This is a genomic window from Sulfolobales archaeon (genome assembly GCA_038897115.1).
In the GTDB taxonomy this organism is placed as follows: domain Archaea; phylum Thermoproteota; class Thermoprotei_A; order Sulfolobales; family AG1; genus AG1.
The window spans coordinates 22,197-44,034 of record JAWAXC010000004.1 but is presented as its reverse complement, the minus strand read 5'-3'; the positions used below and the strand labels follow the sequence as shown (position 1 = coordinate 44,034).

The 21,838-nt window shown below is 44.1% G+C and carries 23 protein-coding genes; 14 read left to right on the top strand and 9 right to left on the bottom strand.

The features are described 5' to 3' along the window. Positions 1-5: 5 nt before the first annotated feature. The 4 genes from QXE01_01380 to QXE01_01365 are packed head-to-tail and all read right to left on the bottom strand — an operon-like array spanning position 6 to position 4,704. Positions 6-968, bottom strand: a complete 963-nt coding sequence (locus QXE01_01380) for an AbrB/MazE/SpoVT family DNA-binding domain-containing protein (GenBank protein MEM4969884.1) — start codon at positions 966-968, stop codon at positions 6-8. Between the two features lie 57 nt (positions 969-1,025). Next, positions 1,026-1,802, bottom strand: coding sequence for an ABC transporter permease (locus tag QXE01_01375; protein MEM4969883.1), 777 nt, complete (start codon positions 1,800-1,802; stop codon positions 1,026-1,028). Between the two features lie 3 nt (positions 1,803-1,805). Next, entirely contained in the window at positions 1,806-2,798 is a 993-nt protein-coding gene (locus tag QXE01_01370) for an ABC transporter permease (protein ID MEM4969882.1), read from the bottom strand. Positions 2,799-2,820: 22 nt separating this feature from the next. Further along, positions 2,821-4,704, bottom strand: a complete 1,884-nt coding sequence (locus QXE01_01365; GenBank protein ID MEM4969881.1) for an ABC transporter substrate-binding protein — start codon at positions 4,702-4,704, stop codon at positions 2,821-2,823. 147 nt (positions 4,705-4,851) lie between these two features. On the opposite strand from QXE01_01365, the gene QXE01_01360 reads away from it, so the two are divergent. Genes QXE01_01360 through QXE01_01350 form a run of 3 tightly spaced genes read left to right on the top strand, consistent with a single transcriptional unit; the run spans position 4,852 to position 7,108 of the window. Beyond that, complete coding sequence (locus QXE01_01360) at positions 4,852-5,310, top strand: GNAT family N-acetyltransferase (GenBank protein ID MEM4969880.1); 459 nt, start codon at positions 4,852-4,854, stop codon at positions 5,308-5,310. A gap of 30 nt (positions 5,311-5,340) precedes the next feature. After that, positions 5,341-6,087: an SIS domain-containing protein gene (locus QXE01_01355; GenBank protein MEM4969879.1), complete on the top strand. Its 747-nt coding sequence runs from the start codon at positions 5,341-5,343 to the stop codon at positions 6,085-6,087. Positions 6,088-6,121: 34 nt separating this feature from the next. Then, entirely contained in the window at positions 6,122-7,108 is a 987-nt protein-coding gene (locus QXE01_01350; GenBank protein MEM4969878.1) for a BadF/BadG/BcrA/BcrD ATPase family protein, read from the top strand. Here QXE01_01350 and QXE01_01345 read toward each other — a convergent pair. Continuing rightward, complete coding sequence (locus QXE01_01345) at positions 7,105-8,289, bottom strand: DUF1343 domain-containing protein (GenBank protein ID MEM4969877.1); 1,185 nt, start codon at positions 8,287-8,289, stop codon at positions 7,105-7,107. The genes QXE01_01350 and QXE01_01345 overlap by 4 nt on opposite strands. Beyond that, positions 8,277-9,473, bottom strand: coding sequence for a protein O-GlcNAcase (locus QXE01_01340; GenBank protein MEM4969876.1), 1,197 nt, complete (start codon positions 9,471-9,473; stop codon positions 8,277-8,279). The genes QXE01_01345 and QXE01_01340 overlap by 13 nt, the downstream gene beginning before the upstream one ends. Positions 9,474-9,608: 135 nt before the next feature. On the opposite strand from QXE01_01340, the gene QXE01_01335 reads away from it, so the two are divergent. From QXE01_01335 to QXE01_01300, 8 genes are all read left to right on the top strand, one after another. Then, the gene (locus tag QXE01_01335) at positions 9,609-11,504 is read left to right on the top strand and encodes an ABC transporter substrate-binding protein (GenBank protein ID MEM4969875.1); all 1,896 of its coding nucleotides are present in this window, start codon (positions 9,609-9,611) and stop codon (positions 11,502-11,504) included. Next, on the top strand, positions 11,504-12,481 hold the full coding sequence (locus tag QXE01_01330) for an ABC transporter permease (GenBank protein MEM4969874.1): 978 nt from the start codon (positions 11,504-11,506) through the stop codon (positions 12,479-12,481). Before QXE01_01335 ends, QXE01_01330 begins: the two co-directional genes overlap by 1 nt. A gap of 12 nt (positions 12,482-12,493) precedes the next feature. Then, positions 12,494-13,354 (top strand): ABC transporter permease, encoded by an 861-nt coding sequence (locus QXE01_01325; GenBank protein MEM4969873.1) that lies wholly within the window; start codon positions 12,494-12,496, stop codon positions 13,352-13,354. 105 nt (positions 13,355-13,459) lie between these two features. After that, positions 13,460-14,203, top strand: coding sequence for an ATPase domain-containing protein (locus tag QXE01_01320; GenBank protein ID MEM4969872.1), 744 nt, complete (start codon positions 13,460-13,462; stop codon positions 14,201-14,203). Between the two features lie 127 nt (positions 14,204-14,330). Further along, the gene (locus QXE01_01315; protein MEM4969871.1) at positions 14,331-14,999 is read left to right on the top strand and encodes a cobalt-precorrin-7 (C(5))-methyltransferase; all 669 of its coding nucleotides are present in this window, start codon (positions 14,331-14,333) and stop codon (positions 14,997-14,999) included. Positions 15,000-15,606: 607 nt separating this feature from the next. Beyond that, entirely contained in the window at positions 15,607-16,257 is a 651-nt protein-coding gene (locus QXE01_01310) for a hypothetical protein (protein ID MEM4969870.1), read from the top strand. 22 nt (positions 16,258-16,279) lie between these two features. Beyond that, positions 16,280-16,777 carry a hypothetical protein gene (locus tag QXE01_01305; protein MEM4969869.1) on the top strand — a complete coding sequence of 166 codons (498 nt, stop codon included), beginning with the start codon at positions 16,280-16,282 and terminating at the stop codon, positions 16,775-16,777. Continuing rightward, positions 16,778-17,236 carry a hypothetical protein gene (locus QXE01_01300; protein MEM4969868.1) on the top strand — a complete coding sequence of 153 codons (459 nt, stop codon included), beginning with the start codon at positions 16,778-16,780 and terminating at the stop codon, positions 17,234-17,236. A 244-nt stretch (positions 17,237-17,480) separates the two neighbouring features. On the opposite strand, the gene QXE01_01295 is transcribed toward QXE01_01300, so the two are convergent. After that, positions 17,481-17,615 (bottom strand): hypothetical protein, encoded by a 135-nt coding sequence (locus QXE01_01295; GenBank protein MEM4969867.1) that lies wholly within the window; start codon positions 17,613-17,615, stop codon positions 17,481-17,483. 172 nt (positions 17,616-17,787) lie between these two features. Between QXE01_01295 and QXE01_01290 the strand changes: the two genes are divergently transcribed. Genes QXE01_01290 through QXE01_01280 form a run of 3 tightly spaced genes read left to right on the top strand, consistent with a single transcriptional unit; the run spans position 17,788 to position 20,333 of the window. Continuing rightward, positions 17,788-18,759, top strand: coding sequence for an ABC transporter ATP-binding protein (locus QXE01_01290; GenBank protein MEM4969866.1), 972 nt, complete (start codon positions 17,788-17,790; stop codon positions 18,757-18,759). Positions 18,760-18,778: 19 nt separating this feature from the next. Further along, a complete protein-coding gene (locus tag QXE01_01285) occupies positions 18,779-19,552 on the top strand; it encodes a hypothetical protein (protein ID MEM4969865.1) in 774 nt (257 codons plus the stop codon). Then, positions 19,536-20,333, top strand: a complete 798-nt coding sequence (locus tag QXE01_01280) for an ABC transporter permease (protein ID MEM4969864.1) — start codon at positions 19,536-19,538, stop codon at positions 20,331-20,333. Before QXE01_01285 ends, QXE01_01280 begins: the two co-directional genes overlap by 17 nt. Positions 20,334-20,438: 105 nt before the next feature. Here the strand turns inward: QXE01_01280 and QXE01_01275 are convergent, their stop codons facing one another. Continuing rightward, positions 20,439-20,978, bottom strand: a complete 540-nt coding sequence (locus tag QXE01_01275) for a GIY-YIG nuclease family protein (protein MEM4969863.1) — start codon at positions 20,976-20,978, stop codon at positions 20,439-20,441. 18 nt (positions 20,979-20,996) lie between these two features. After that, entirely contained in the window at positions 20,997-21,764 is a 768-nt protein-coding gene (locus tag QXE01_01270) for a 7-cyano-7-deazaguanine synthase (GenBank protein MEM4969862.1), read from the bottom strand. Positions 21,765-21,838 lie beyond the last annotated feature (74 nt).

Genomic DNA, 21,838 nt, shown 5'->3' with positions numbered 1-21,838 from the left:
ACATCCTATCCCTCCCCATATTTCCCGTGATTCAACCGGTTCTCAGCGCTGATATCCACGATCTTTTTAATAGATGCTGCGAGAGTGATCTCTATCAGATCTTCTATTGAATTAACTATAGATACAACCTCGGCTAAGGCGGGCTGTATAGGTTGGGGGGAGAAGATCATTTTTTCTCTCAATATCCTCTTAATTATCAGCATCTTATCATAATAATCCTTCACCTCATTGCTATCGCATGGATATCTTATACAGCTTACTATATCTCTTGTTAGACGCTCTATGTTGGATATGATTTCGACTAGCTCTCTGGAGGAGGCTCTAGAATCATGGATTCTCCATATAAGCCTATCTATGGAATCTATGAGATCCTCGAGGGTTTTTATCAGGATTGCGTTGAGCATATGCCACGCAATATCTCTCGCCCCGATACCCCTGCTGAGGCTCTCAATTACGTTCTGTGCGGAGATCCTTATGAATGAATAGAACAGGAGATCCATTTTATCCTCGATCTCGTGGATCTTCTCTGCGTATTTCTCGTCGAAATCCCTTACAAATCTATTAAGAGTTTCTACAGCATCCTCGGCATGATCCAGGGCCTTTTCAATGAAGCTATCTATATCTACCTCGTCCTTTTTTGAGGGGCTAGATATAAGCCCTTGGATTTTAAGGCCTAGCCCCGCTCCAATGCATTTAGATGATAGCCCTAGAATATATGCAGATAGCATCTCCTTCACAGTTATTTTTTCATCGATAGAGGCTCCCTCTATGTCAGGGCATTTAACATCGACCTCTTCTCTATCCTCAGCATTGGCTACAGGGCGGATAACTATAGATCTATTTCTATTCAACTTAACAGCAACCTTATCACCCTTCCTGAGCCCTAGGGCTACTGCCCATCTTTTTGGAATAACAATGGCCAGGGATCTCCTTCCAACGGTTATGACATGCCTTATAACTACCCTCATAAATAGCGCCCCAGAGGTATTGGCTCGCAGCCTTAATATTCTAGTAGTTCTACATAGCTATCTAGCCAACAGATCCTCTGTGCTTTTGAACAACACATATACCACGAGGGTTATTATAAGGGCTGGTGCCAATATCCATTGCCATAAGCCGTAGTAGATAGCACCCTGGATAAAAGCATAGTAGAAGATCATACCCCAGCTAAAGAATCTTTGATCGCCAAGGCCCAGAAAACTCATTATAGACTCGCTAACAATAGAAATACCCAGCAGATATGTTAGACTCGCTATGGTTATATGGCTCATGTTTGGTATAACATGTCTTCTAATAATCCAAAGCATGTTCCCTCCAACGGCAATCGAAGCCTGGACATAAGGCCTCTCAAAGATCGATAAGGCTTCAGCTCTATATGTTTTAGCAGTTTGTGGCCAGTATGAGAGTGAGATCGCAAGGATCTCAGAATATATGGAGGGGCCTGATATAGAGGCTATAAAGATCATTATGAGGAGGGGAGGTATAACTATGAATGAATCTATTACAGCTGAAATAGCTTGCGAGACTATGGATCTGAAGGAAGAGGCGAGTCCGACTATAAGCCCTATTACGAGGGATAAAGCAGATGATGCTAGGGATATTGCAAGGGTTATTCTAGATCCTATTAATAGCTGTGAAAGAATGTCCCTACCAAGCCCATCGGTTCCCAAAGGATGGTGCCAGGAAATACCCTGATATGGTGTGCTAGAAGGTTGAAAGGGGTCGTATGGGGCGATGAGAGGTCCTAAAAGGGCTAGAAGGCCTAGCAGGGAAATCACTATTATGATGACGCGCATACCCATGATTCACCCCTTTCTAATCCTAGGATCAAGTATAGCATATAGAATATCAAGAGCTAGGCTTGCAACTATCACCATTAGGCTCATCATATAGAATAAAGCCTGGATCAGGGGGAAGTCCTTAGATAATATGGCTTGGTAGAGTATATAGCCTAGACCAGGATAGCTAAATATGATCTCAGTTAGAAGGGCTCCACTAAGCATGGTTCCAAATCTAATTCCAAAAACAGTTATAAGGGGAAGGATACCTGGTCTCAACGCATATTCAATGATCACTTTATACCTCTTAAGCCCCATAGCAACAGCTGCTCTGAAGAAGTCCTCTCCCATATTGCTGGTGATTATCGTCCTTGTCAATATGATATACTGCCCCGATGTCCCTATAGTCAGTGCTATAAGAGGCAGCGCCATATGCCAAATAACATCAGCTAAGAAATTAGGGGAGGAGGGATGTAGCGTGGTTGAATAAGCCCCTCCTGGTGGAAACAGCCTTAGATATTGAGAGAAGATCATAAGGAATATGAGTGCAAGAACAAAGTATGGATTTGACATAGTGAAGATCGAGAAGCTTGTGATCAGCCTGCCCAAAAATCTATCTTTCCAAACAGCAGCTGCAAAGCCGAGCATAACACCATAGATGAATGTTGTTAGTGTGGCTATGGTTAGGAGTATGAGCGTCCAGGGGAGATATATAGATATGACGTCCCAGGCTTTTAGCGGGTAAAAAGAGTATGAATAGCCAAAGTCAGGCGTCGGCGAAAACATAACATTCCTCACGTAATTGATAAGCTGTATATATACTGGTTTATCTAGGCCCAGCTTTATATATAGCTCTTCAACAGCCTCTCTAGGTAGGAATCTGGAGGATGCCAGATAATCTACATAGCTTCCAGGCATCATCCTTGGTATAAAGAATATAAATAGATTCACAACTATATAAGTGATGAGTGCCTGGGAAATCCTCTTAGATATGTTCATAGCTATATTCGTATAGCCCAAAAAAGATCCACCTATGGATATGTCATCTCCTCCTCAGAACAATGTATACAGATATGGCAGCAACGGCTGCTATCAAGATAGCTATCGCCACCACACCTATAGGTGACGATGCTTCCGCCGCTTGTGTGTATTGCTGCGTGTATGTCACATACTCCCTCACAGTTGTATATGTCTGCTGCTCTCGATATATAATAGTTGTTGCAGCAGGTTGCGTCTGAGGAGCATATGGTGCTATGCTGAGCATGGTCACATGGGTAGGATATCCCTCCCCTTCTTGAAGCTTTTCCCAACTAACGAAGTCCCTCTTGTTGAAGGCCCATATAGCTTTTGAATAGTAGAGGGGTATTACCCACTGATCCCTTGCAGCTATTCTCTGAGCCTCTGCATAGTATTTAAAGGCCTCCCCATCTGTTAGAGAGGATCTAGCCCTCTCGATATATGCATTGAATTGCGGATTAACATACCTAGTCCAACCCCAATACTGAGTTGGCTGCCCTATAGGAGTTGGCGTTGTATTCCTGTCCATGAAGACAGTTAGAACAAAGTCAACATCCGTCGGTCTATTTGTCAGCAGCATTGCAACCTGGTAGTAGCCATATGCGAGGTTATTGACGTAAGTGAGTCTTGTGAGAACCTCCTCGGATGCCTCAATGCCAGCATTTCTCCAGTCCTGGATTATTAATGCCACCACGTTGCTTGCTATACCTCCCGTATGTATGATCTTTATGCTTACAGGTGTTCCGTTGGGGTATCGGAACATATGATCTGGCCCTTCGACAAAGCCTATAGATCTTAAGATCTCTCTCGCTTTTGAGGCATTATAGCTTATCTCCTCTAGATCGGGGGGCCTCCACTTCGAAGACATAGGTAGCTGACCTGACGATGCAACCTCGCCATATCCCTGGAGCGCTAGCTGGACTATCCTATCTTTATTTATTGCATATGCTAATGCGCGTCTGAACTCCGTTATATTGAGTGGATACACAGCCGTGTTTATAACTAGAAGACCTGCCGGTGTGTAGTATGAACCCTGATAAGGCCATCCCCTAGAGACGGCAACCCCCAAGGAGGGATCAGAGACTATAGGCGGAACAAGAGCTGGATTAGTTATCGATGCTATAGAGCACTGCCCTGTCTTCATCATAACCGGGATAGGTGCTGATTCATCAACCACCTGAACAACTATCTCACTAACCTTGGGAGATCCTCCCCAGTATCTTTCGAAGGCAGCGAACCTAAATATCTGGGTATCGAAGTTCGCCTCAACCAATCTATATGGGCCAGTTCCTATAGCATATCGCGGATCCCTTGCTGGAAACTCAGCCATATTTTTATCCGAGAAAATATGTTGAGGGAAGATCCTGTAGCCTGTGAGTAGATAATATAGGAACCTGCTGAAAGGCTGCGTGAGCTTGATGATGATGGTTAGATTATCAGGTGTCTCTAAAGACTCGATGTATCTTCCTATCGAATACACATCGCCACCTGGATATCTCTTGATTGTTGTTAGAACAAATGCCACATCTCTTGAGGTGAATGGCGTGCCATCGTGCCAATAGACATTCGATCTTAGCTTTATAGTGATTGTCTTTCCATCTTGCGAAGTGCTCCATTGAGTAGCTAGCAGGGGTTCTAGGGATCCATCGCTCTTCTCCTCAGCAAGTGTTTCATACACTAGCTTAAGTATCATACAGTGTGTCAGGGGTGGTGATGCGATGTAGAAATAGGGATTCAGATCCAGAACCTTTCCAGGTGATGGTATGCAGAGCTTCAATATTGCCGTGCTTTCCTGTGCATATACATTGATCATATATATTGGGGGCCATATGCTTAGAAATATAGATCCTAGGATCATCACCACTATCATTATCGATAGTACTTCTATACCCCTACTAGAACTCGACATACTGCTAGCCTCTACTAATAATATTAGCGGTATATATTCTTAAGGAAGGTGTTACGTAAAAAGAGCTTGATCAATTGTTTTATATGTTTTCCAGGATTCTAGATAAAATGTGGTATGGGTCTAGACTGGCGAGGGTCTGATCTCTTGGTGCAGGTAAGAAGGCCGTCGATCCTAGATGTAGATGAGATCTGCAGGATCATGGTTTCAACAGACCCGTATATAACACTCGGATATAGTAGGGATATGTGCATAGACATATCTATCTCCTCTATTGAGGAGGGATGGGCATATGTGGCCGAGTTAGAGGGATCTGTAGTAGGTTTCGTGCTTTTCAGAGTATTTGATGGATTCCCTCTGGGGGGATATATAAGGGCTATAGCGGTTGATGAGAGATATAGGGGTAGGGGGATAGGCAGGCTGCTCATGGATGCTGCTGAGAGAGATATATTTAGGTATAGGGGGAACAGCTTTTTACTTGTCTCGGGTTTTAACTATAGAGCTGTGAAGTTCTATAGATCCCTTGGCTATGAGATTGTAGGGGAGATAAGAGATGCAATTATAGAGGATGAGTCTGAGTTTATAATGCGTAAGAGGAGAGGTGGCTAGGCCTTGCAAGCTTGATCTGGGGTGATGGGTATGGGGTTGGGTTATGTATATATGTATAGGGATGTGATACACAGCATATTTGAGAGGATCTTATCTGAGGAGATGGCTAACATGGAGAGAGCGTCTGAGGAGATGGCTATGGGGATTATGAATGATAGGTTGATATATGTGCTTGGAACCGGCCACTCGATGTTAGTAGCTGTGGAGATGTTCCACAGGGCTGGGGGCCTTGCAAGGATATATCCGATGCTTGATACAGCTCTAAGCCCGTTCTCGGGGGCTGCTAAAAGCTCTATGATCGAGAGGCTCAGCGGATATGCAGATGCCCTTATAGAGTATTACTCGCCTAGCGAGGGAGATGTGCTTATAGTGATCTCGAACTCTGGAAAAAATGCAGTGCCTGTAGAAGCCTCTGTACTTGCTAGGGAGAGGGGTGTAAGGGTTATAGCTATAACATCTGTTGAATATTCTAAGAAGCTCGAGCCCGAGAATAGATATGGTAAGAAGCTATATGAGGTTGCAGATATCGTTGTAGACAATAAGGTGCCTGAAGGAGATGCCGCTGTAGAGATCAAGGAACTGGGTGGCAGGAGAATCGCCCCTGTATCGACTATAGTGAACTCCTTCATAGCCCACACACTCGAGATACTAGCCATCGAGAAGCTGATTAAAAGGGGGTATGAGCCTGAGATATGGGTTAGTGTAAATATCCCGCATAGCAAGGATCTAAATAGAATGTTGCTTGAAAAGTACAAAAAGTATGTAAAGCATCTCTAAGCTATAAATGCAAAAAGCCTCGGAGGCTTTTATCATGGGGGATAAGGACGTTTTCATCGGTGTTGACGCTGGAGCGACAAAGACTGTTGCTATAGCTATAACCACCGAGTGGCTATATGTGGGTCACGGTTTCTCAGGCCCGGGAAACCCGGCGTCAATAGGAGTTATAGATTCCTGCAGGAACATCTACAGAGCTATATCATCGGCTATCAAATATGAGAGAGAGCTTAAACCTGTTTTCATTGGCGCAGGGCTAGCAGGTTGGCTTGGAGGTGCATGGGACAGCAATCTTTCAGACTGTATATCTAGTATGCTTGGTATCGATAGGGGTTCCATAGAAATTATAGAGGATCTCGAGGCTGCACACTACTCAGCCTTTCTAGGAGGTGATGGTATAATAGCTATCCTGGGTACTGGGAGCAGCTTTTTAGGCATTTCTAGAGGGAGGCGGATAAGAGTGGGGGGCTGGGGTCATCTCATAGGCGATGAAGGGGGCTCGTGGAGAATAGGTATTATTGGTCTCAGAGCAGTCTATAGATCCTTAGATGGTAGGCTAGAACCAACCTCCTTGGTTGAGAGGGCTTTAAGAAGATTTGGCGCGCGCGATCCTCAGGATCTCCTGAAGATCATATATTCTGGTGGAAACATCAAGAGCCTCATAGCATCTTTCGCGATAGACATTTTTCAAGCTGCTAGGGAGGGCGATAGAGTGGCGATCAGGATCCTTAAGGAGGAGGCTGAAGAGATAGCGATAGCCTATAGAGCTATTGCAGATAAAATAGGGGTTCTACCACTGGCCATTGTGGGTTCTACGTACCACGCGAACAAAGATATCTGGGGTCCCATGATCAGGAGGGCCATCGTCAGCTATGTTGGCCGCGAGGTGGAGATCCGCGATCCCGTTCTTAGCCAGGAATGCTCATCCCTGCTCCTGGCTCTCTCGAGGAGAGGATTGTTGTCAGGAGATAGAAAGGATCTTCCTCCTGAGTGTTTATTTAAACAGAGATCCTCGGAGGATTAACTATATATCTTAACTGGCTCCAGCCTCTCTCTGTAGCCTAGAATCTCCTCATCTATAGATGAGATATAGCTATATAGATCGAGCTGGCCTGTGATAACAGATCTAACCCTTGGATCTCCATATAGTATGTCAATTAAGAACCTATCGCCTCGTTTTATCAGTTCAATGTGATCTCCATATAATGTATATAGGGTGCTAAGGATCTTGAGACTTGTTTCGAAGACCCTAACTCTCTTTCTATCTATAATATGTATATATACGCCACCACACATCTCACCACTATATTTGGAGAATAGGGGTCTAAACATGGTAGGTCTGAAAACAGCTGTATCTCTGCTAATTGCGTCTCCAAGGGCTTGCGAAAGCTTTATAGGATCTATGAAGGGTGCTCCAATCACCTTAAAAGGGGTATATGTCCCTCTACCCTCACTTATATTTGTCGCCTCGAGATATACTGTTAGGGCATATGGATATACAGTGTCGGGTGTAGGTATTGCTGGAGATGTTGGGGCCCATGGCATGGCTATATCCAATATATCTTGCTTTCTTGACCATCCTTTCATAGGTATTACACGGAGATCTATACCGAGGCTCTCTTCATTCTCATAGAGCCTTGCAATCTCGCCTATGGTTGCTCCATATCTTATCGGTATCTTATATGGGGAGAGAATTGAGATCATATTTTCCCTTGCGATAGGCCCCTCCACCAATACCCCTCCGAGGGGATTAGGCCTGTCGAGGATCAGAACCTCCTTTTCCCCCAGCCTTGAAGCCAGAGATAATAGGTCGAGGACTGCGGATAGATATGTGTAGAATCTGAGGCCGAGATCCTGGATATCTATTAATAGAACATCGCTTTCCTCGAGAATCCTCCTCACCTCTTCCCTAGAAGCCTTATAGAGGCTATATACCCAGGATCCTAGATATCTATCATAGTAATGTTGAACCTCCTCTCCAGCCTGGAGAAATCCCCAGTAGCCGTGCTCTGGGACGAGGATACCTTGGATCCTTAATCCTCTAGAAGATATCTCATCTAGTGTATATGTGTAGTTAGATGTTATGCTAGCAGAGTTACACATGATCGAGATTCTCTTCCCATTATATGCTCTCCAAATACCCTCGCCTAGGAAAACATCAACTCCTAGAGAGGTCAAATAGAACAGCCTCCTCACGAGATCCACATAGGCCTCCTCCTAGTAACCCTTCCGAAGACCCTTACCATGGTCTCATCGCTAATGGGCGGATCATATAGCCCGGCTGTCTGGATTCTATAGGCTTTACTAGGCATTTTCTCACCCCTTGCAAGGGTTTTTGCAAGGCTTTCTATGAATGATAATATGGGGCTTATCTCCCGGAGGAGCTTTTTATTGCCCAGGCTTCTTCTGAGAGTATCTACCATATCTATTAGCGATTTAGCTTCCCCACCACTTGGCTCGAAATCTGCTTCAGGGTCTAGCGGGCTTGAGCTGTTAAGCCTTACGAAGAGTTTTAGAGCGTCCCACACCTCTTCACCGGCTATTAGCTCCACAGCTTTTTCTAGAACCATATCTCCGAGCTCATATCCACGTGCTATTCTCGAGATACTGTAGATCGGTATTTTAGAGGCCTCGGCCTGGTTCATAGGGTTAGACATATATGCAGGTGATACAGCGAATATCCTTGGATCTCTCCCCTTTATAGGACCCATATGCAGCCTTATAACACCCCTCACCATGAAGAAGTCATTGACGGGGTAGTTATCCCAGATAGCAGGATATCTACCTGCTATCTCTCTAAACCTCTCAATATCATCGAGATCTATTGTTGGCGAGACAACATACCTGCCGGTCCAGACGATCTCAACGCCACTATCTAGAAGAGAGCCGAGCTCTCTCAAATAGCCCTCCTCATAGCCCCAGTAATAGGTTGGCACGAGGAACAGCCTGTCTGGGGATAGCTCTCTATATACCCTATTCGCGATAGATGCCTGTGCCTCTGCCAGGCTCTTAAAACCTCTTCCCCTCAGCTCAGGGGGTATATCATCTAGAAAGATTCCAAGCACCCTCGTACCAAGATCCATGAACATGCTGAGCTTCCTTATAAGGATATCTATATCGCTCTTAGAGGAATAATCAATGTCAAGACCAGGGGATATTGCATAGCCAAACGCAACACCATTTCTAGCACAGGCATCTATGAGCATTGAGAAGCCCTCCATCTGGTGTTGCGGATAAGGGCTTCTCCACGAAACCCTGTGATAGGGATCATCCTTGGGGGCATAGATATATAGGTTAAGCCTGACCCTCCCCATATAGGATACCATGGATATCCTGTCAAGAAGATCCCAAGGCTGTCCGTAGAAACCCTCAACGATCCCGACCATCATGGGAGCTACCCTTGATATATTTAGAACCTCTAAAGGATGAGCGATCACAGGGTTTATAAACAAGGTCCCCACTCTAAAGATTACGTAACAAGTACCTTATTACGATCCTGCTGCATATTATAGTTGGGTATCCATATGGAAAGGCGTATGTTTGTTACAATAATTCTGGCTATGATAGTTATTGCCCCTCTTCTCAATACATATGTAGCTGTTGAGGCCCAGGGAGGCGACTATATATGGGGATATCCGGGGACTGCGAGGGGCAACCTCAACCCCTTCACAGCTATCGGTGTTGACAGCGTTGTATCTGGGATCCTATTCTCTACTGGTTTGATCTATATCTCTCCCAATGGATCCTTCGTTCCATGGGCGGCCTCCTCATGGGAGTTCAGGAGATCCGGCAATTTAACGGAGGTCTATTTCTATATAAGGGATAACGTTTATTGGAGCGATGGGAAACCCCTAACAGCTGATGACTATATCTTCACATGGAAATACATCTACCTCCCATTCAACAAAACCCTAGATCCACAGGGTATATTGAAGTATGTGGTGAATGTAGATAAAACCGGGGAAAAGATTCTCAGGTTCACTGTTAGCAGGAATACAACGCTTGTGTTCGTTTCGGTGGCCAGTAGGATAGCTGTTCCACAACACGTGTGGAGAAATATTGTTTCAAACATTTCAGAGGCCGATTTCTCGAGACTTGTGATCAAGCCAGGGGATCCGGGGCTCAGTGTTACTCTAGGCCCGTTTACCCTTGAATACTATGATCCTCAGAGCGAGATAGTTATGAAGGCCTCTAAGGGTTTCTTCATGGGGTCTCCACATGTAGAGAGGTTCAGGATTAAGCTGTATCAATCGACGCAATCCCTAATACCGGCTATCCTGAGAGGTGAGATCGATTCATGCTATTTCTCCCCCACAGATGTCCCCACCGTCCTAGGATCTCCGGGGATATCTGTCGAGCCTATGCCCTGGTCAAATAATATATTCTATCTATGGACAAACAACCAGGTTTACCCAACAAATATAACTGATTTTAGAATTGCCCTTTCCCTGGCGATAAACAGGAAGATCCTTGCTGAGAGAGCCGGGGCAGGCTATGGGATACCTAGGTATAACTTCATACCACCAGTAGCTGAGGATCAGTGGCTAAACAGAGAGGTGAATGGGACAAACATGGCATATGATCCTGATAGGGCTAGCCAGATCCTCGATAGACTAGGCTTTAAGAAGGGGGCCGATGGGGTGAGGATATCGCCTGATGGGAAGAGACTTAGCTTCGAGCTTGATGTCCCATCTATAAGCGACTGGCTAACCGCTGCCCAGCTTATAGCATCTGATCTCCAGAAGGTTGGTATCGAGGTAAATATAAGATTAGTGGCTCTACCTACATATGTGGATATAAGGAATAGGGGGGCCTTCACAATATTCTTTGGATCCAGGATATATAGTCTTCTCATGCTCTATGATCCTGCAGCATATCTCTTCCAACCAGTGTTTCACAGCAACGCAACAGCGGAGATAGGGCAGAACACGCCTGGCACAAACTGGGCTAGGGTGAGGATACCAGAGCTAGACTCCGCTATAGACTCTGCGCTAAGCACAGACAATCCAACGGCATATAGGGATCAGATAATGAAGATCCAGGAGATCCTCCACAGATATATGCCCATCATACCTCTATATAGCATATATGATATCAAGGTATATAGATCAGATAGGGTTGAAGGCATACAGACGGGTCTCCAAACGCTGGATACATTGCTAAGCATTAAAAAGAGGCAAGCTGCTGCAACCCAATCGATCCAACAGCTCACCCAAATACTCACATCAGTAATCACAGTTACCCCTTCACCAACCATGGCTAGAACAACCCCAGTGGAGACCCAAACCACCGGCGTCTCCCCTCAGACACAGGGGGTGCAGAGGGGTTCTCTAGACTGGCTTGTAGTGCCTCTCGCCTTGGCTCTTATCATAGCTATCCTAGGGGGTGTCCTAATATATAGGAGGAGGATCGGGAGGTAATGGTTTCAACAAAATATATCGTGAGGAGAATTGTAAATACTTTTTTGGTTATAGCCGCTGCAACTCTAATCTCCTTCATAATCCCTAGGTTGGCTCCAGGAGACCCTGTGGATCTGCTTCAACAGACATATGGATTGTCTAATGAGGAGGCGGAGGCTATAAGGGCGAGGCTCGGGTTGAGGGGGAGCCTATGGGATCAGTTTATAGCCTATATAGCAAGCCTGGCGAGGCTCGATCTCGGATATTCCTTCACATATAACATGAGGCCTGTTGTAGATGTAATAGCGTCTGCCCTGCCATGGAGTGTTCTTCTGCTTAGCATAGTGATCTCTTTGAGGGTTATCATAGGGATTACACTGGGTATGATATCCGCTGCTAGGCAGGGTGGGAAGCTCGACACGGTTCTATCTAGCATCATGTCCTTCATACTATCTATGCCCTATTTTCTTCTGGCATTGGTTTTCCTCTACATATTCGGTGTCAAGCTAGGTGTGTTCCCTATATCCCATGCATATTCATATGAATATATCTCAAAAGGGTTTTCTATAGGGCTTGTAATGGATGTTCTCACCCACTCAGCGCTGCCTATAATAACACTTGTGTTAATCGGGCTGCCCCATACATATTATGTTATGAAGAATAACATGATCGCTATTCTGAAGGAGGACTTTGTACTGGTTATGAGGGCAAAGGGTTTGAAGGAGTCTAGGATCATGTGGAATGTTGCTAGGAACGCCATACTCCCCGTTGTCACATCCACAGCTATATCTATCGGCTACATAGTTGTTGGAGCTGTTATCGCCGAGGCCATATTCTCATACCCTGGAATGGGGTATGTCTTTATAAATGCGATACTGAATAAGGATTATCCCTTGATACAGGGTGTCTTCCTCCTCTTATCTATAACAGTATCCCTAGCTAATCTCACAGCAGATCTACTCTACATGGCTCTAGATCCTAGGGTGAGGGTTAAGTAGGTGTCTCCCTATATGGTGAGGCCCGTTATATCGCCTATGAGGAGGATTCCACAGATCCTCTGGAAATATGTGCTATACGATCTAAGAGGGGTTGTGGGGCTCTCAATAATAGCTCTATTTATAGCACTCTCCATCGCTGCTCCCCAAATAGCGAGGAACGATCCCAACGCTCTTGTTGCCGAATCCTATCATCCTCCAAGCCCCTCCCTGATAATGGGCGCAGATTATTTTGGGAGGGATCTCTTTTCAAGGCTTATCTGGGGAACTGTATATACCATGGTAATCTCTGCGCTAGCTTCCACCCTGATAGTATCTATAGGGCTTGTAATGGGTGCTATAAGCGGCTATATCGGTGGCTGGGTTGACGAGGTTTTTATGAGGCTGACGGATATTTTTCTATTGATCCCATCGTTCTTCGTATTCCTCATACTCTCAGCCTATGTTCCTCCTAACAACTACCTAGCAGCCCTGGTTCTCGGGATCCTCTCCTGGCCATCAACGGCTAGAATAATAAGGTCACAGGTTGTTGTTATCAAGGGCTCTCCATATGTTGAGGCTGCAATAGCAATTGGAGCCGGGCCTCTGAGAATCATTGTGAGGCATATAATACCAAATATGATCCCCCTGATCGTGGTCTCCTTCATACAGGACCTCATATACTCGGTTCACGCTATAACAACGCTTATATTCCTAGGACTCGGCGATATAAAGCAGCCAACATGGGGTGAGACCCTATACTGGGCATTCACAACCGGCGCTATCTATAGAGATAAGTGGTGGGCAATAGCTTATCCATCGATCTTCATAGTGATATACAGCCTTGCCCTCATAATGATCAACGAAGCTATAAACAAGAGGATTAAGGAAGGATAGCCTTGGTGATCCTTTTTTAGACAGCTTAGCTCAAGCATCTCTCTAAACAAGCCAGGCGTTTGGGTCTAGATATATGACTTCTAAAACAATAGATATGGGGATATCTTGGAGGCTGGCCAGCAGGGTTTCATATTCGGTGTCAAGGCTCTTGACTGGTGTGTGGAGTATGTGGATCCCAGATCTATGATCGCTATTGTAGGCCCCTCAGGAGGTGGTAAGAGTCTTCTTGTAAGGAATATAGCTTCATATCATCTCTCGAAAGGAGAGTATATTATATATATGGCATTGGATGACGATCCCCCACATATTGTTAGCTCGCTCTCAAACCTGGTTGGGGAGGAGGCTGTTAGATCGGCGATAGCTAGTGGTAGGCTGAGGATAATAGATGGCTTCTCCTATAGAATGTCTCCCCTCAAACCTTCCCAAGATATTATCTCGAGATCTCTCCAATCACTATCACCAGAGGAAATATTATCGGCATCGAGGATCGAGGCTTCATATGTATCTGAAAAGGGGGGTAGAGGGGTTATGATTATAGACTCATATAACGAGATCCTATCCTCTGGAGAGATAAGCAGTGCTACAGAGCTTTTGAAAAGGGTGAGGGCTGTTGTTTCCAAAGGATATGGGATAACAACTCTAGTCGTGGTTCACACAGACTCGGAGGAGATAGCCGAGTGGCTAAAAACTGTTGAAAACGTGTTAGACGGCGTAGTGGTGGCTAATATAGAGGCTGATGTTATGAAGAAAAAGATATCGAGATACCTATATATAAAGAAGATGAGGTTCACAGCACACTGCATAGAACCAATAGAATATAGGGTTGAGAGAGGAAGAATAGTTGTGTGATCCTAGTTAGAGAATTCCTCGAATATATAGCTCTGGGATCTATGTCCTTAGCTTAGAGCATCTATTAAAAAGGCCTCGAACAATATAGGCTTTAACATCCAAGAGAGATATTGTTTAGGGTTTTGTATTGCTATATATCATCGGGGTTGGCCCAGGAGATCCTGAGCTATTGACTTTGAAAGGGCATAGGATTCTAGGTAACTGCGATATCATAGCCGGCTGGAGTAGTGTGATTAGGAGGTTTTCAAAGTTAATAGCTGGTAAAGAGATCGTCGAGATCAGCTATCTAACAGAAGCAAGAGATCTAGAATATATAGCGGATCTAGCTAGGAGTAGATGTGTAGCATTTCTGATCCATGGAGATCCTTCTGTATCTGATTGGCAACTCATGGAAAAGCTGAGAAAGCTATGCAGATCCTATGGAATAGAATGTGAGATCATACCAGGAGTCTCTTCACTTAACACAGCGCTATCAAGGGAAGGGCTCGACATGGCAGAGATCATCTTCATCTCCCTCCATGCAGAAGGTGCTGAGAGGTATTACGAGGAGATCATCAAGGCAACATCTATTGGTAGAGAGATAGTGGTTTTCCCAGAACCATATCGAGACGGTCCTCAGAGAGTAGCTAGATATCTAGTTTCCAAGGGACTCAAGGGGACTGTGAAGATCTATGAGAACCTCACATATAAAGATGAACATGTATACGAATATAAGCTCGAAGATCTAGCTAAGGAGGAGAGAGAATTCAGTGATCTATGTGTGATGATCCTAAAGCTACAAATTGATCCAAAATAGATCCGAGATCACAGTTAAGCGAAGCAACAATAGAATTATCGCTACCCTCAACTACTACTTTAATACTTATGTATATTTGTGGCTTATTGATATCAATTTTTGCTTAGCCCTCCTAGGATTGTTAGATACGCGGATACCATATATTTATTAATTCATCTACATTATAACCTAATACCTATAGGTTCATCTGTTATGAATTGAATAATTATTGAGGGTGCTACTATGATCTCGATGAGCTGTTGTGAGAGAGACGCACTCGATAAGGCTTCATATTAGCCCAAGTGAGATAAGCTCCCGAAGAACGGGTATGGAAGCTAGATAGGGGGTGATGAGGTGAAGGGCTTAAAACCCGATGAAACCAGAATATCTGATCACTTCTAAGCCACGCTATAGATAAGATCTTGCTTATAGTGTTACAATAGCAATATCGTAAGCTGCATGAAACTACCTCAAAAATTCTTACATAAAATAACAAAGAAGTTGAAAATGAAAAATACAGCGTTATCTTTCTTCCGTCTTATGGGGATTGCAAAGAATAGAAATGTGATGAGTTTTTATAAGAGCTTTTAAATTAGTTCAACTTGATTATATAGAGGAGGCGGGCTTAATGTCAGCACTAACCACTGAGTATCATGCTTCTGTAGCAATGTTCTTCTGGCTTAATATCCCAGAAGCTACATTGAGGAAGATTTTACGTGATGCAGGGTTTGCTGAAGCAATGGCACCCCCTCCAAAAGTGTCTATAGCCCCAGGAGTTGAGATAGCTTTAGGGCCTCCAAGAAGACCTCTTGCTTCATATAAATCCGTTAGAATTAGCTGGGATGATGTAAAGTTTCTATTAGCCTTTGAGGGAGTTGTTGGTGATGTGGTAGAGGCGCTGAAGGCTGTAGGGCAATCGTTTAGTAGACATGGCTATCCACTAGATAAGATATGTCATTATTATGAAGTAAGCTTTGAACCACAGCCGCTAGACATAGACAACTTCGTTACCAAGCTTCGTGAAAAACTTGGTATAGGGTTGAGAATAGGTGATGAGGTGTTAAAACCCTTCTCTATTTCTTTTAGTAATGAAGAGGAGCCTATATCGAAAGAGAGTTTCTATAGGTGGTTTCACATAATTATAAATCCTGATGTTAATGCTCCTCAGAAGAGAATATATGTTCAAGTAATTAAACGTGAGGTAGACTTTCACTTAGTACTAAAGTTTATAGAAGATATAGATAAGATCTTAGAGTCCATAAGAAAGTACTTTGCTTGAATTGAGCTGGCGGGGGAATTGCATGGAGACGTACAGAGCTTTCAACTACACCTCCCTACCATATATAACAGGTATTCAATACCTCCCAGATAATACCTCGAAATATGTGTTTCTAGAACAGGGGTTGCTATTGGATAAACCGGAACTAGGTATAGAACTTCTTCAAATTTATATACTGAGAGCCTCTTTAATGTCGTTAACAAGCAATAATATGATACACATAACCAACGCTTTCAAGTCTCTTGCCGAGAATCTTATACCTCTATGTATCCGTATCACAGCATATATAGACCTCTATTTGAGGATCATAGGTGTTGCTGTAGCCAGATACCTATTTGATGTCTACGATTTAGGCGAGGAGGGATACTATGAGCCGAGACCATTTATAGAAGTATATATAAACGTTAAAGATATTGATGAGATGCTGAAGATCTGGGAGGGCACGGTGAACCACCTTAGATCCACATTGGGGGAAGACGTTCTAAAATACGTGGATATATTCTTTACGAGGGCAATATGATTGCCTCTCGACCCTAAGGACTTCTTAAAACTTTCGGAGCAACTCTATGCAGATCAGAGATACTATCACATTAAAGAAGCAGTATTAAGAACAGCAATAAGTAGAACATATTATGCCACGTTTTTAACCATGAGGGAGCTAGTCAGAAGTAAGCTAGTGAATACACCATTACTAAATCAATTCGAACGCGTCTCCACATCAGGTCTCACTCATTCACTTATTAAAAGCGTTATTAGTAGAGTAGATATACATCTAGGAAACATGTATGGCAAATTATTTGTGATGAGGAAAAAAGCCGATTACGAGTTAAATATCACAATAAAAGACAGGGATGTTGAAGAAGTTTTAGAAATAGCTAAAAAACTATTAAATTTATCAACGAAAATATACGGTTCATTAAAAGTAGCTGAAATCTCCTCTATAATCATGGAGTATTATCAGAAATTAAGAAAATCTTAAAATTAAGTTCTTACAGGAAGTGGGGTAGGTTGTAGCTAGCTGAGAACGAGCCCAAGTTATATACGTGAGGAATTTATATGACCTAAAAATAAGCAGAAAACCCACAGGCAAGACAGGAAATATAACAATAGCTATGTAGATTGCATATATTTGCAATTAAAATTCTCTTCACCTTTTTACCCATTTATCGGTTCCTTATGGACTCTTAGCATTATGTGTTGTAGCCTTTCAATTCTATAGTAGATCACTGATCTCTCGCCTGGTTTAGCTCTGGGCCAGGTCTCCAGCCAATTACCCCTATCCCCTCTCGGGGACTCGGAGCTATTGATGCCAGCCCCCATCCATGATCATCTGGGGGCCTTGCTGTCATGAACATCATTACCTCATCATCTAGCCATAGTGCTAGCATCAAAGCTTAAAGCATATCGCTATCCCCGTCCTAAGGGGGCGGGGCTTTCAGTTGTAACTAGTAGTTCTGAGAGATCTAGATGCCTTAAATATAGCCTTTAATAAGGGGCTTGGGCAATAGGATTAGAAGGTATTGTTTAGAGATGTTAGCGGTTGATGCTAGGGGTCTTGTGAAGAGATATGTTACTAAGAGGAGGAGGGGTGTCTTTAGAGGTGAGAAGATCTTTGTAGATGCTCTTAGGGGTGTTAGCTTTTCTGTTGCAAAAGGGTCTATCTTTGGTCTTCTCGGGCCTAATGGTGCTGGTAAGACAACTACTGTAAAGATCCTCGCAACTATCTTGCTCCCAGATGGTGGTGATGCCTATGTTGAGGGTTTCTCCGTTACTAGAGAGTCTAAAAGGGTTAGGGAGGTTCTCGGGGTTGTGTTATCTGCTGATCGGGGCTTCTATGCTAGGCTCACGGGGTTGGAGAATCTAATATACTATGGGATGCTCTATGGCCTCAGCAGGTTTGATGCAAAGAGAAGGGCTGAGGAGCTTCTAGACCTAGTAGATCTGGGGGATTCGAGGCATAGGCTTTATGAGGAGTATAGCCTTGGTATGAGGGCTAGGCTCGCACTAGCAAAAGCCCTGATCCACGATCCCAGCGTGGTTATTCTTGATGAACCTACTATAGGTCTTGACCCAGTGTCTTCTAGGAGGATTAGGGAGATCCTTAGGAGACTTGCTAGGGAGGGTAGAAGCATAATGATCACAACCCATAATATGTGGGAAGCCGAGATCCTATGCAACGATATAGCTGTGATAATGGGTGGGAAGATAGTAGCCTCAGGATCTCCAGAGGATCTTAGGAGGAGATATGGTGGACAGAGATATATCGAGATAGAGATTTTAGATCCACCTGATAGTCTTAGGATAGAGGGTTTCGAGGTTATGAGGAACGATGGAGAGATAGCAGTGCTTAGAACAAGATCCTCAGAGGATATAGCCTCCTCAATCGAGAAAGCACTCTCAGAAGCAAGATCTCTGGGCCTTAGAATAGCATCTATAAGGGTTAGGGAGCCGAGTCTTGAGGACGTCTTTGTAGAGGTGGTAGGCAATTCCACAAAGATCTAGATTAAGCCCTGTTCTAGCAGTGCTGGAGGCCGAGGTTAAGGAGTTCATAATAAGGGATCTATGGTCTATAACTGCTATAATCATCCTCACCTACGTTTTCACAGGCTTTCTATATATAGTGGGCTCCGCATTTGGAGGATCGCCTGGATCTCTCCCAGCCACATCCAATATAGATCTCCTTGCCTATAGAGCCGTGGGATCCTCTATCGTTGTGCTCTCAATGATGATCTTGTCAGCGATGGGGCAGTATACATATTCATCGATGCTCAGCGGGAGGCTCGAAGCCCTCCTAGCAGCACCTATAAGCCTATCCTCTGTCCTCGTAGCAACGGCTATTCCAATGATGATCTTCGGACTCTCTATCTTTATGGCCACAGCAGCCCCGGCAATATATATAGCTCTCTCTAGATATGGGGTGATCGCTGCTATAGAGAGCATAGCTATTATATCTATTGGAATGATCCCGCTATTTATTCTCGGATTCCTCTTATCAATAGCAGTTGCTAGGCTAGGATCGCCCGTGATACTGAACCTCTCACAGGCATTTATATTCACATTCTCAGGAGCCCTCTACCCACTTATAGTCCTCCCCGAGTTGCTAAGGCTACTACCACTATCGCTTCCAACATACCACATAGCCGAGGCCCTCAGAGGATTGATATCAAGCGAATCCCAGTCACAAGCTTTGGGCGGGGTGCCTGGGCTTCTTATAATAACCCTTGCATATGGATCCATAGGATCTATTCTATATAGAAGATTCTCGAGGGGGGTTAGAGGTGGTATCACTGCGTAGCACAGTTCTGAGGGGCTTCTCAGCAGATCTCTGGAGAGGGGTTCTCATAAACTTCAGAGGAGTAGATCCTTGGGTTGAGATGGTATCAAGCCCAATATGGGTTTTGGGGTTAGTGCTAGCGATAGCCTCTCAAAACCCATCAATACTTAGAGACCCTATCATGGTTAAAGATATATGTTGGAGTATAGTGGTATTCTCCATGATATCTGATAAGCTATGGATAGTTGGGCATATGCTGGATAGGGAGAAGAGGAATGGTGTTCTAGAGAATATATTGATGAGCAACATACCCCTAGCTATCCACACGCTCTCACCGATAATAGTCTCTATGCTGTGGTCCCTAGCATCACTTGGAATCATACTTATAACGGTTTTCCCAATACTAGGGGCAAACCCAGCACCTCTTGATCCAGCTCTCACAGCTATAGGCTATATACTCTCGGATATAGTGGCTGCTGGAATAGCATTGCTATACGCACCGGCTGTGATAAAGCTGAGGAGACCATGGATATTAACCTCCTTCTTCCAATTCACACTACCACTGATCTCAGGTATAATACCTCAGAGATATGCACCGCCAGAGGTAAGGGGGGTGATAGCTCTAAACCCACTCTCCTACCCAGTTGAGATCCTTAGGAGAGGTGCTACAGGTAGTGTATATATCGATGTAGAGATTGGCGAGGCATTTATGATATCAATAACTGGTATAGCGATCCTCTATACAATTGGAATGCTATCTTTGATAATAGTTAGGAGGATGCTGATTAAAAAGGGTATCTAAAGCATAGAAAGATAGATGATCTAAGGCTATAAGAGATACCACACGTCTTAGGCTAGCACCGATCTCTTTATTAGATGGAGCAGCATGGTAATATAAAGAATCATGCTACCTTGTAAGCGAGATATTACCAACTACTATTAAGCTGGGTTTCAACTTATTCTCAGCTAGAGCTTTTAAAAGACTCCACATGCATTCGTTAATGAAGCAGGTGCATCTGAAGAGATGTGTGTAGCTACGTTTATCAGTAGATCCAAAGCCCTGTATACTCGGGATCCAACAAATAGCAGATCTAACAATATCGGCTATGGCATCCTCTAGATCCTCCTTAGATCTAATATATATTATGGAAAGTATCCTAACATCTCTTCGAGATGTTAAATGGTCTATATGCCATCGTATCTTCTTATCTTTAGCTATGTGGCGAGCTATTCTAGATCTAAGGCCTCCCCTGCCTCTGGCAGATCCTATGTACCCATAGATCCCTGGCTCTATAGATACCATTCCTAGAGCTCCTATCTCTATGCATATATCTCTCTCAAGGGATAATATGATAATATATAGCCCAGGATCTCTTGGAATATTTTCGAGAAGGCTTCTATCCAGCCTATAGATGTCGATCCTATAGCTATTTGTTGTTTCAGCCATATACTCCTTCCTATTATATTATATCTCAGGTTTAACCCTATAGATCGTTTTATCAGGGATCCCGGCCTCTTTAAAGGCTCTAGCCCTATTTAAACAGCTCTCGCATTTACCGCAGTGATATTCCCCACTTAGGTAGCAGCTCCAGGTTTCGTATATGAGATCCCCTACTAGGTTGTAACAGCTCTTTAGATTCTCGTGTTTCCTAAGCCCCTCCCTACTTGGGCTCCATATCTCGACCCCCCTCTCACCTCTGAAATGACATATTCCAAAAGCTGTTTGGAGAACCTCTATACACTCGGGTGAGCAGTCTGGGTATAGGGGTTCCCATGTGTCTTCCCTAGGCCTTATATCGTTGTACTGGGCTCCATATATCACATATACATTCTCATTAGATAGGGATTTCACGGTATATGCATATGCAACTGCTATTGAGAGCATCACCACATTCCTTATAGGTACAACAACACTTGGGGCATAGCTCTCTTCAACCTCAACAGCTTCATCGGTTAGCTGGCTACCCTTCCACAGATCCCTCATAAAAGTAATATCAACTACCCTATGCTCTACAACCTTACCCCACCCCTTCTCACGAGCTATAGGTATGAGGTTTTCGACAAGCCTTCTAGCCACGTTGAGCTCCTTAGAGCCTTTCTGGCCATAGTTAAATGAGAGCACATGGGCATCGCACCCCATGGAGAGCCATCTAACTAGATAGCAGAAGCTATCGGGGCCACCGCTAACTATAGCTACAGCCCTGCATGGCCTAGCAACATTGGGCTTCCTCAACGAATATACACCAGCCTATGCAATCGTAGGGCTGGAGAGGTAAAAGGCTCTAGATTTCTGGATATGTAAATTTT

Coding starts and splice junctions, on each gene's coding strand:
- QXE01_01350 (MEM4969878.1), top strand. CDS start 6,122: ATGGGGGATAAGGACGTTTTCATCGGTGTTGACGCTGGAGCGACAAAG.
- QXE01_01340 (MEM4969876.1), bottom strand. CDS start 9,473: ATGATGGTCGGGATCGTTGAGGGTTTCTACGGACAGCCTTGGGATCTT.
- QXE01_01330 (MEM4969874.1), top strand. CDS start 11,504: ATGGTTTCAACAAAATATATCGTGAGGAGAATTGTAAATACTTTTTTG.
- QXE01_01325 (MEM4969873.1), top strand. CDS start 12,494: ATGGTGAGGCCCGTTATATCGCCTATGAGGAGGATTCCACAGATCCTC.
- QXE01_01375 (MEM4969883.1), bottom strand. CDS start 1,802: ATGGGTATGCGCGTCATCATAATAGTGATTTCCCTGCTAGGCCTTCTA.
- QXE01_01310 (MEM4969870.1), top strand. CDS start 15,607: ATGTCAGCACTAACCACTGAGTATCATGCTTCTGTAGCAATGTTCTTC.
- QXE01_01275 (MEM4969863.1), bottom strand. CDS start 20,978: ATGGCTGAAACAACAAATAGCTATAGGATCGACATCTATAGGCTGGAT.
- QXE01_01365 (MEM4969881.1), bottom strand. CDS start 4,704: ATGTCGAGTTCTAGTAGGGGTATAGAAGTACTATCGATAATGATAGTG.
- QXE01_01295 (MEM4969867.1), bottom strand. CDS start 17,615: ATGATGTTCATGACAGCAAGGCCCCCAGATGATCATGGATGGGGGCTG.
- QXE01_01335 (MEM4969875.1), top strand. CDS start 9,609: ATGGAAAGGCGTATGTTTGTTACAATAATTCTGGCTATGATAGTTATT.
- QXE01_01380 (MEM4969884.1), bottom strand. CDS start 968: ATGAGGGTAGTTATAAGGCATGTCATAACCGTTGGAAGGAGATCCCTG.
- QXE01_01355 (MEM4969879.1), top strand. CDS start 5,341: ATGGGGTTGGGTTATGTATATATGTATAGGGATGTGATACACAGCATA.
- QXE01_01290 (MEM4969866.1), top strand. CDS start 17,788: ATGTTAGCGGTTGATGCTAGGGGTCTTGTGAAGAGATATGTTACTAAG.
- QXE01_01305 (MEM4969869.1), top strand. CDS start 16,280: ATGGAGACGTACAGAGCTTTCAACTACACCTCCCTACCATATATAACA.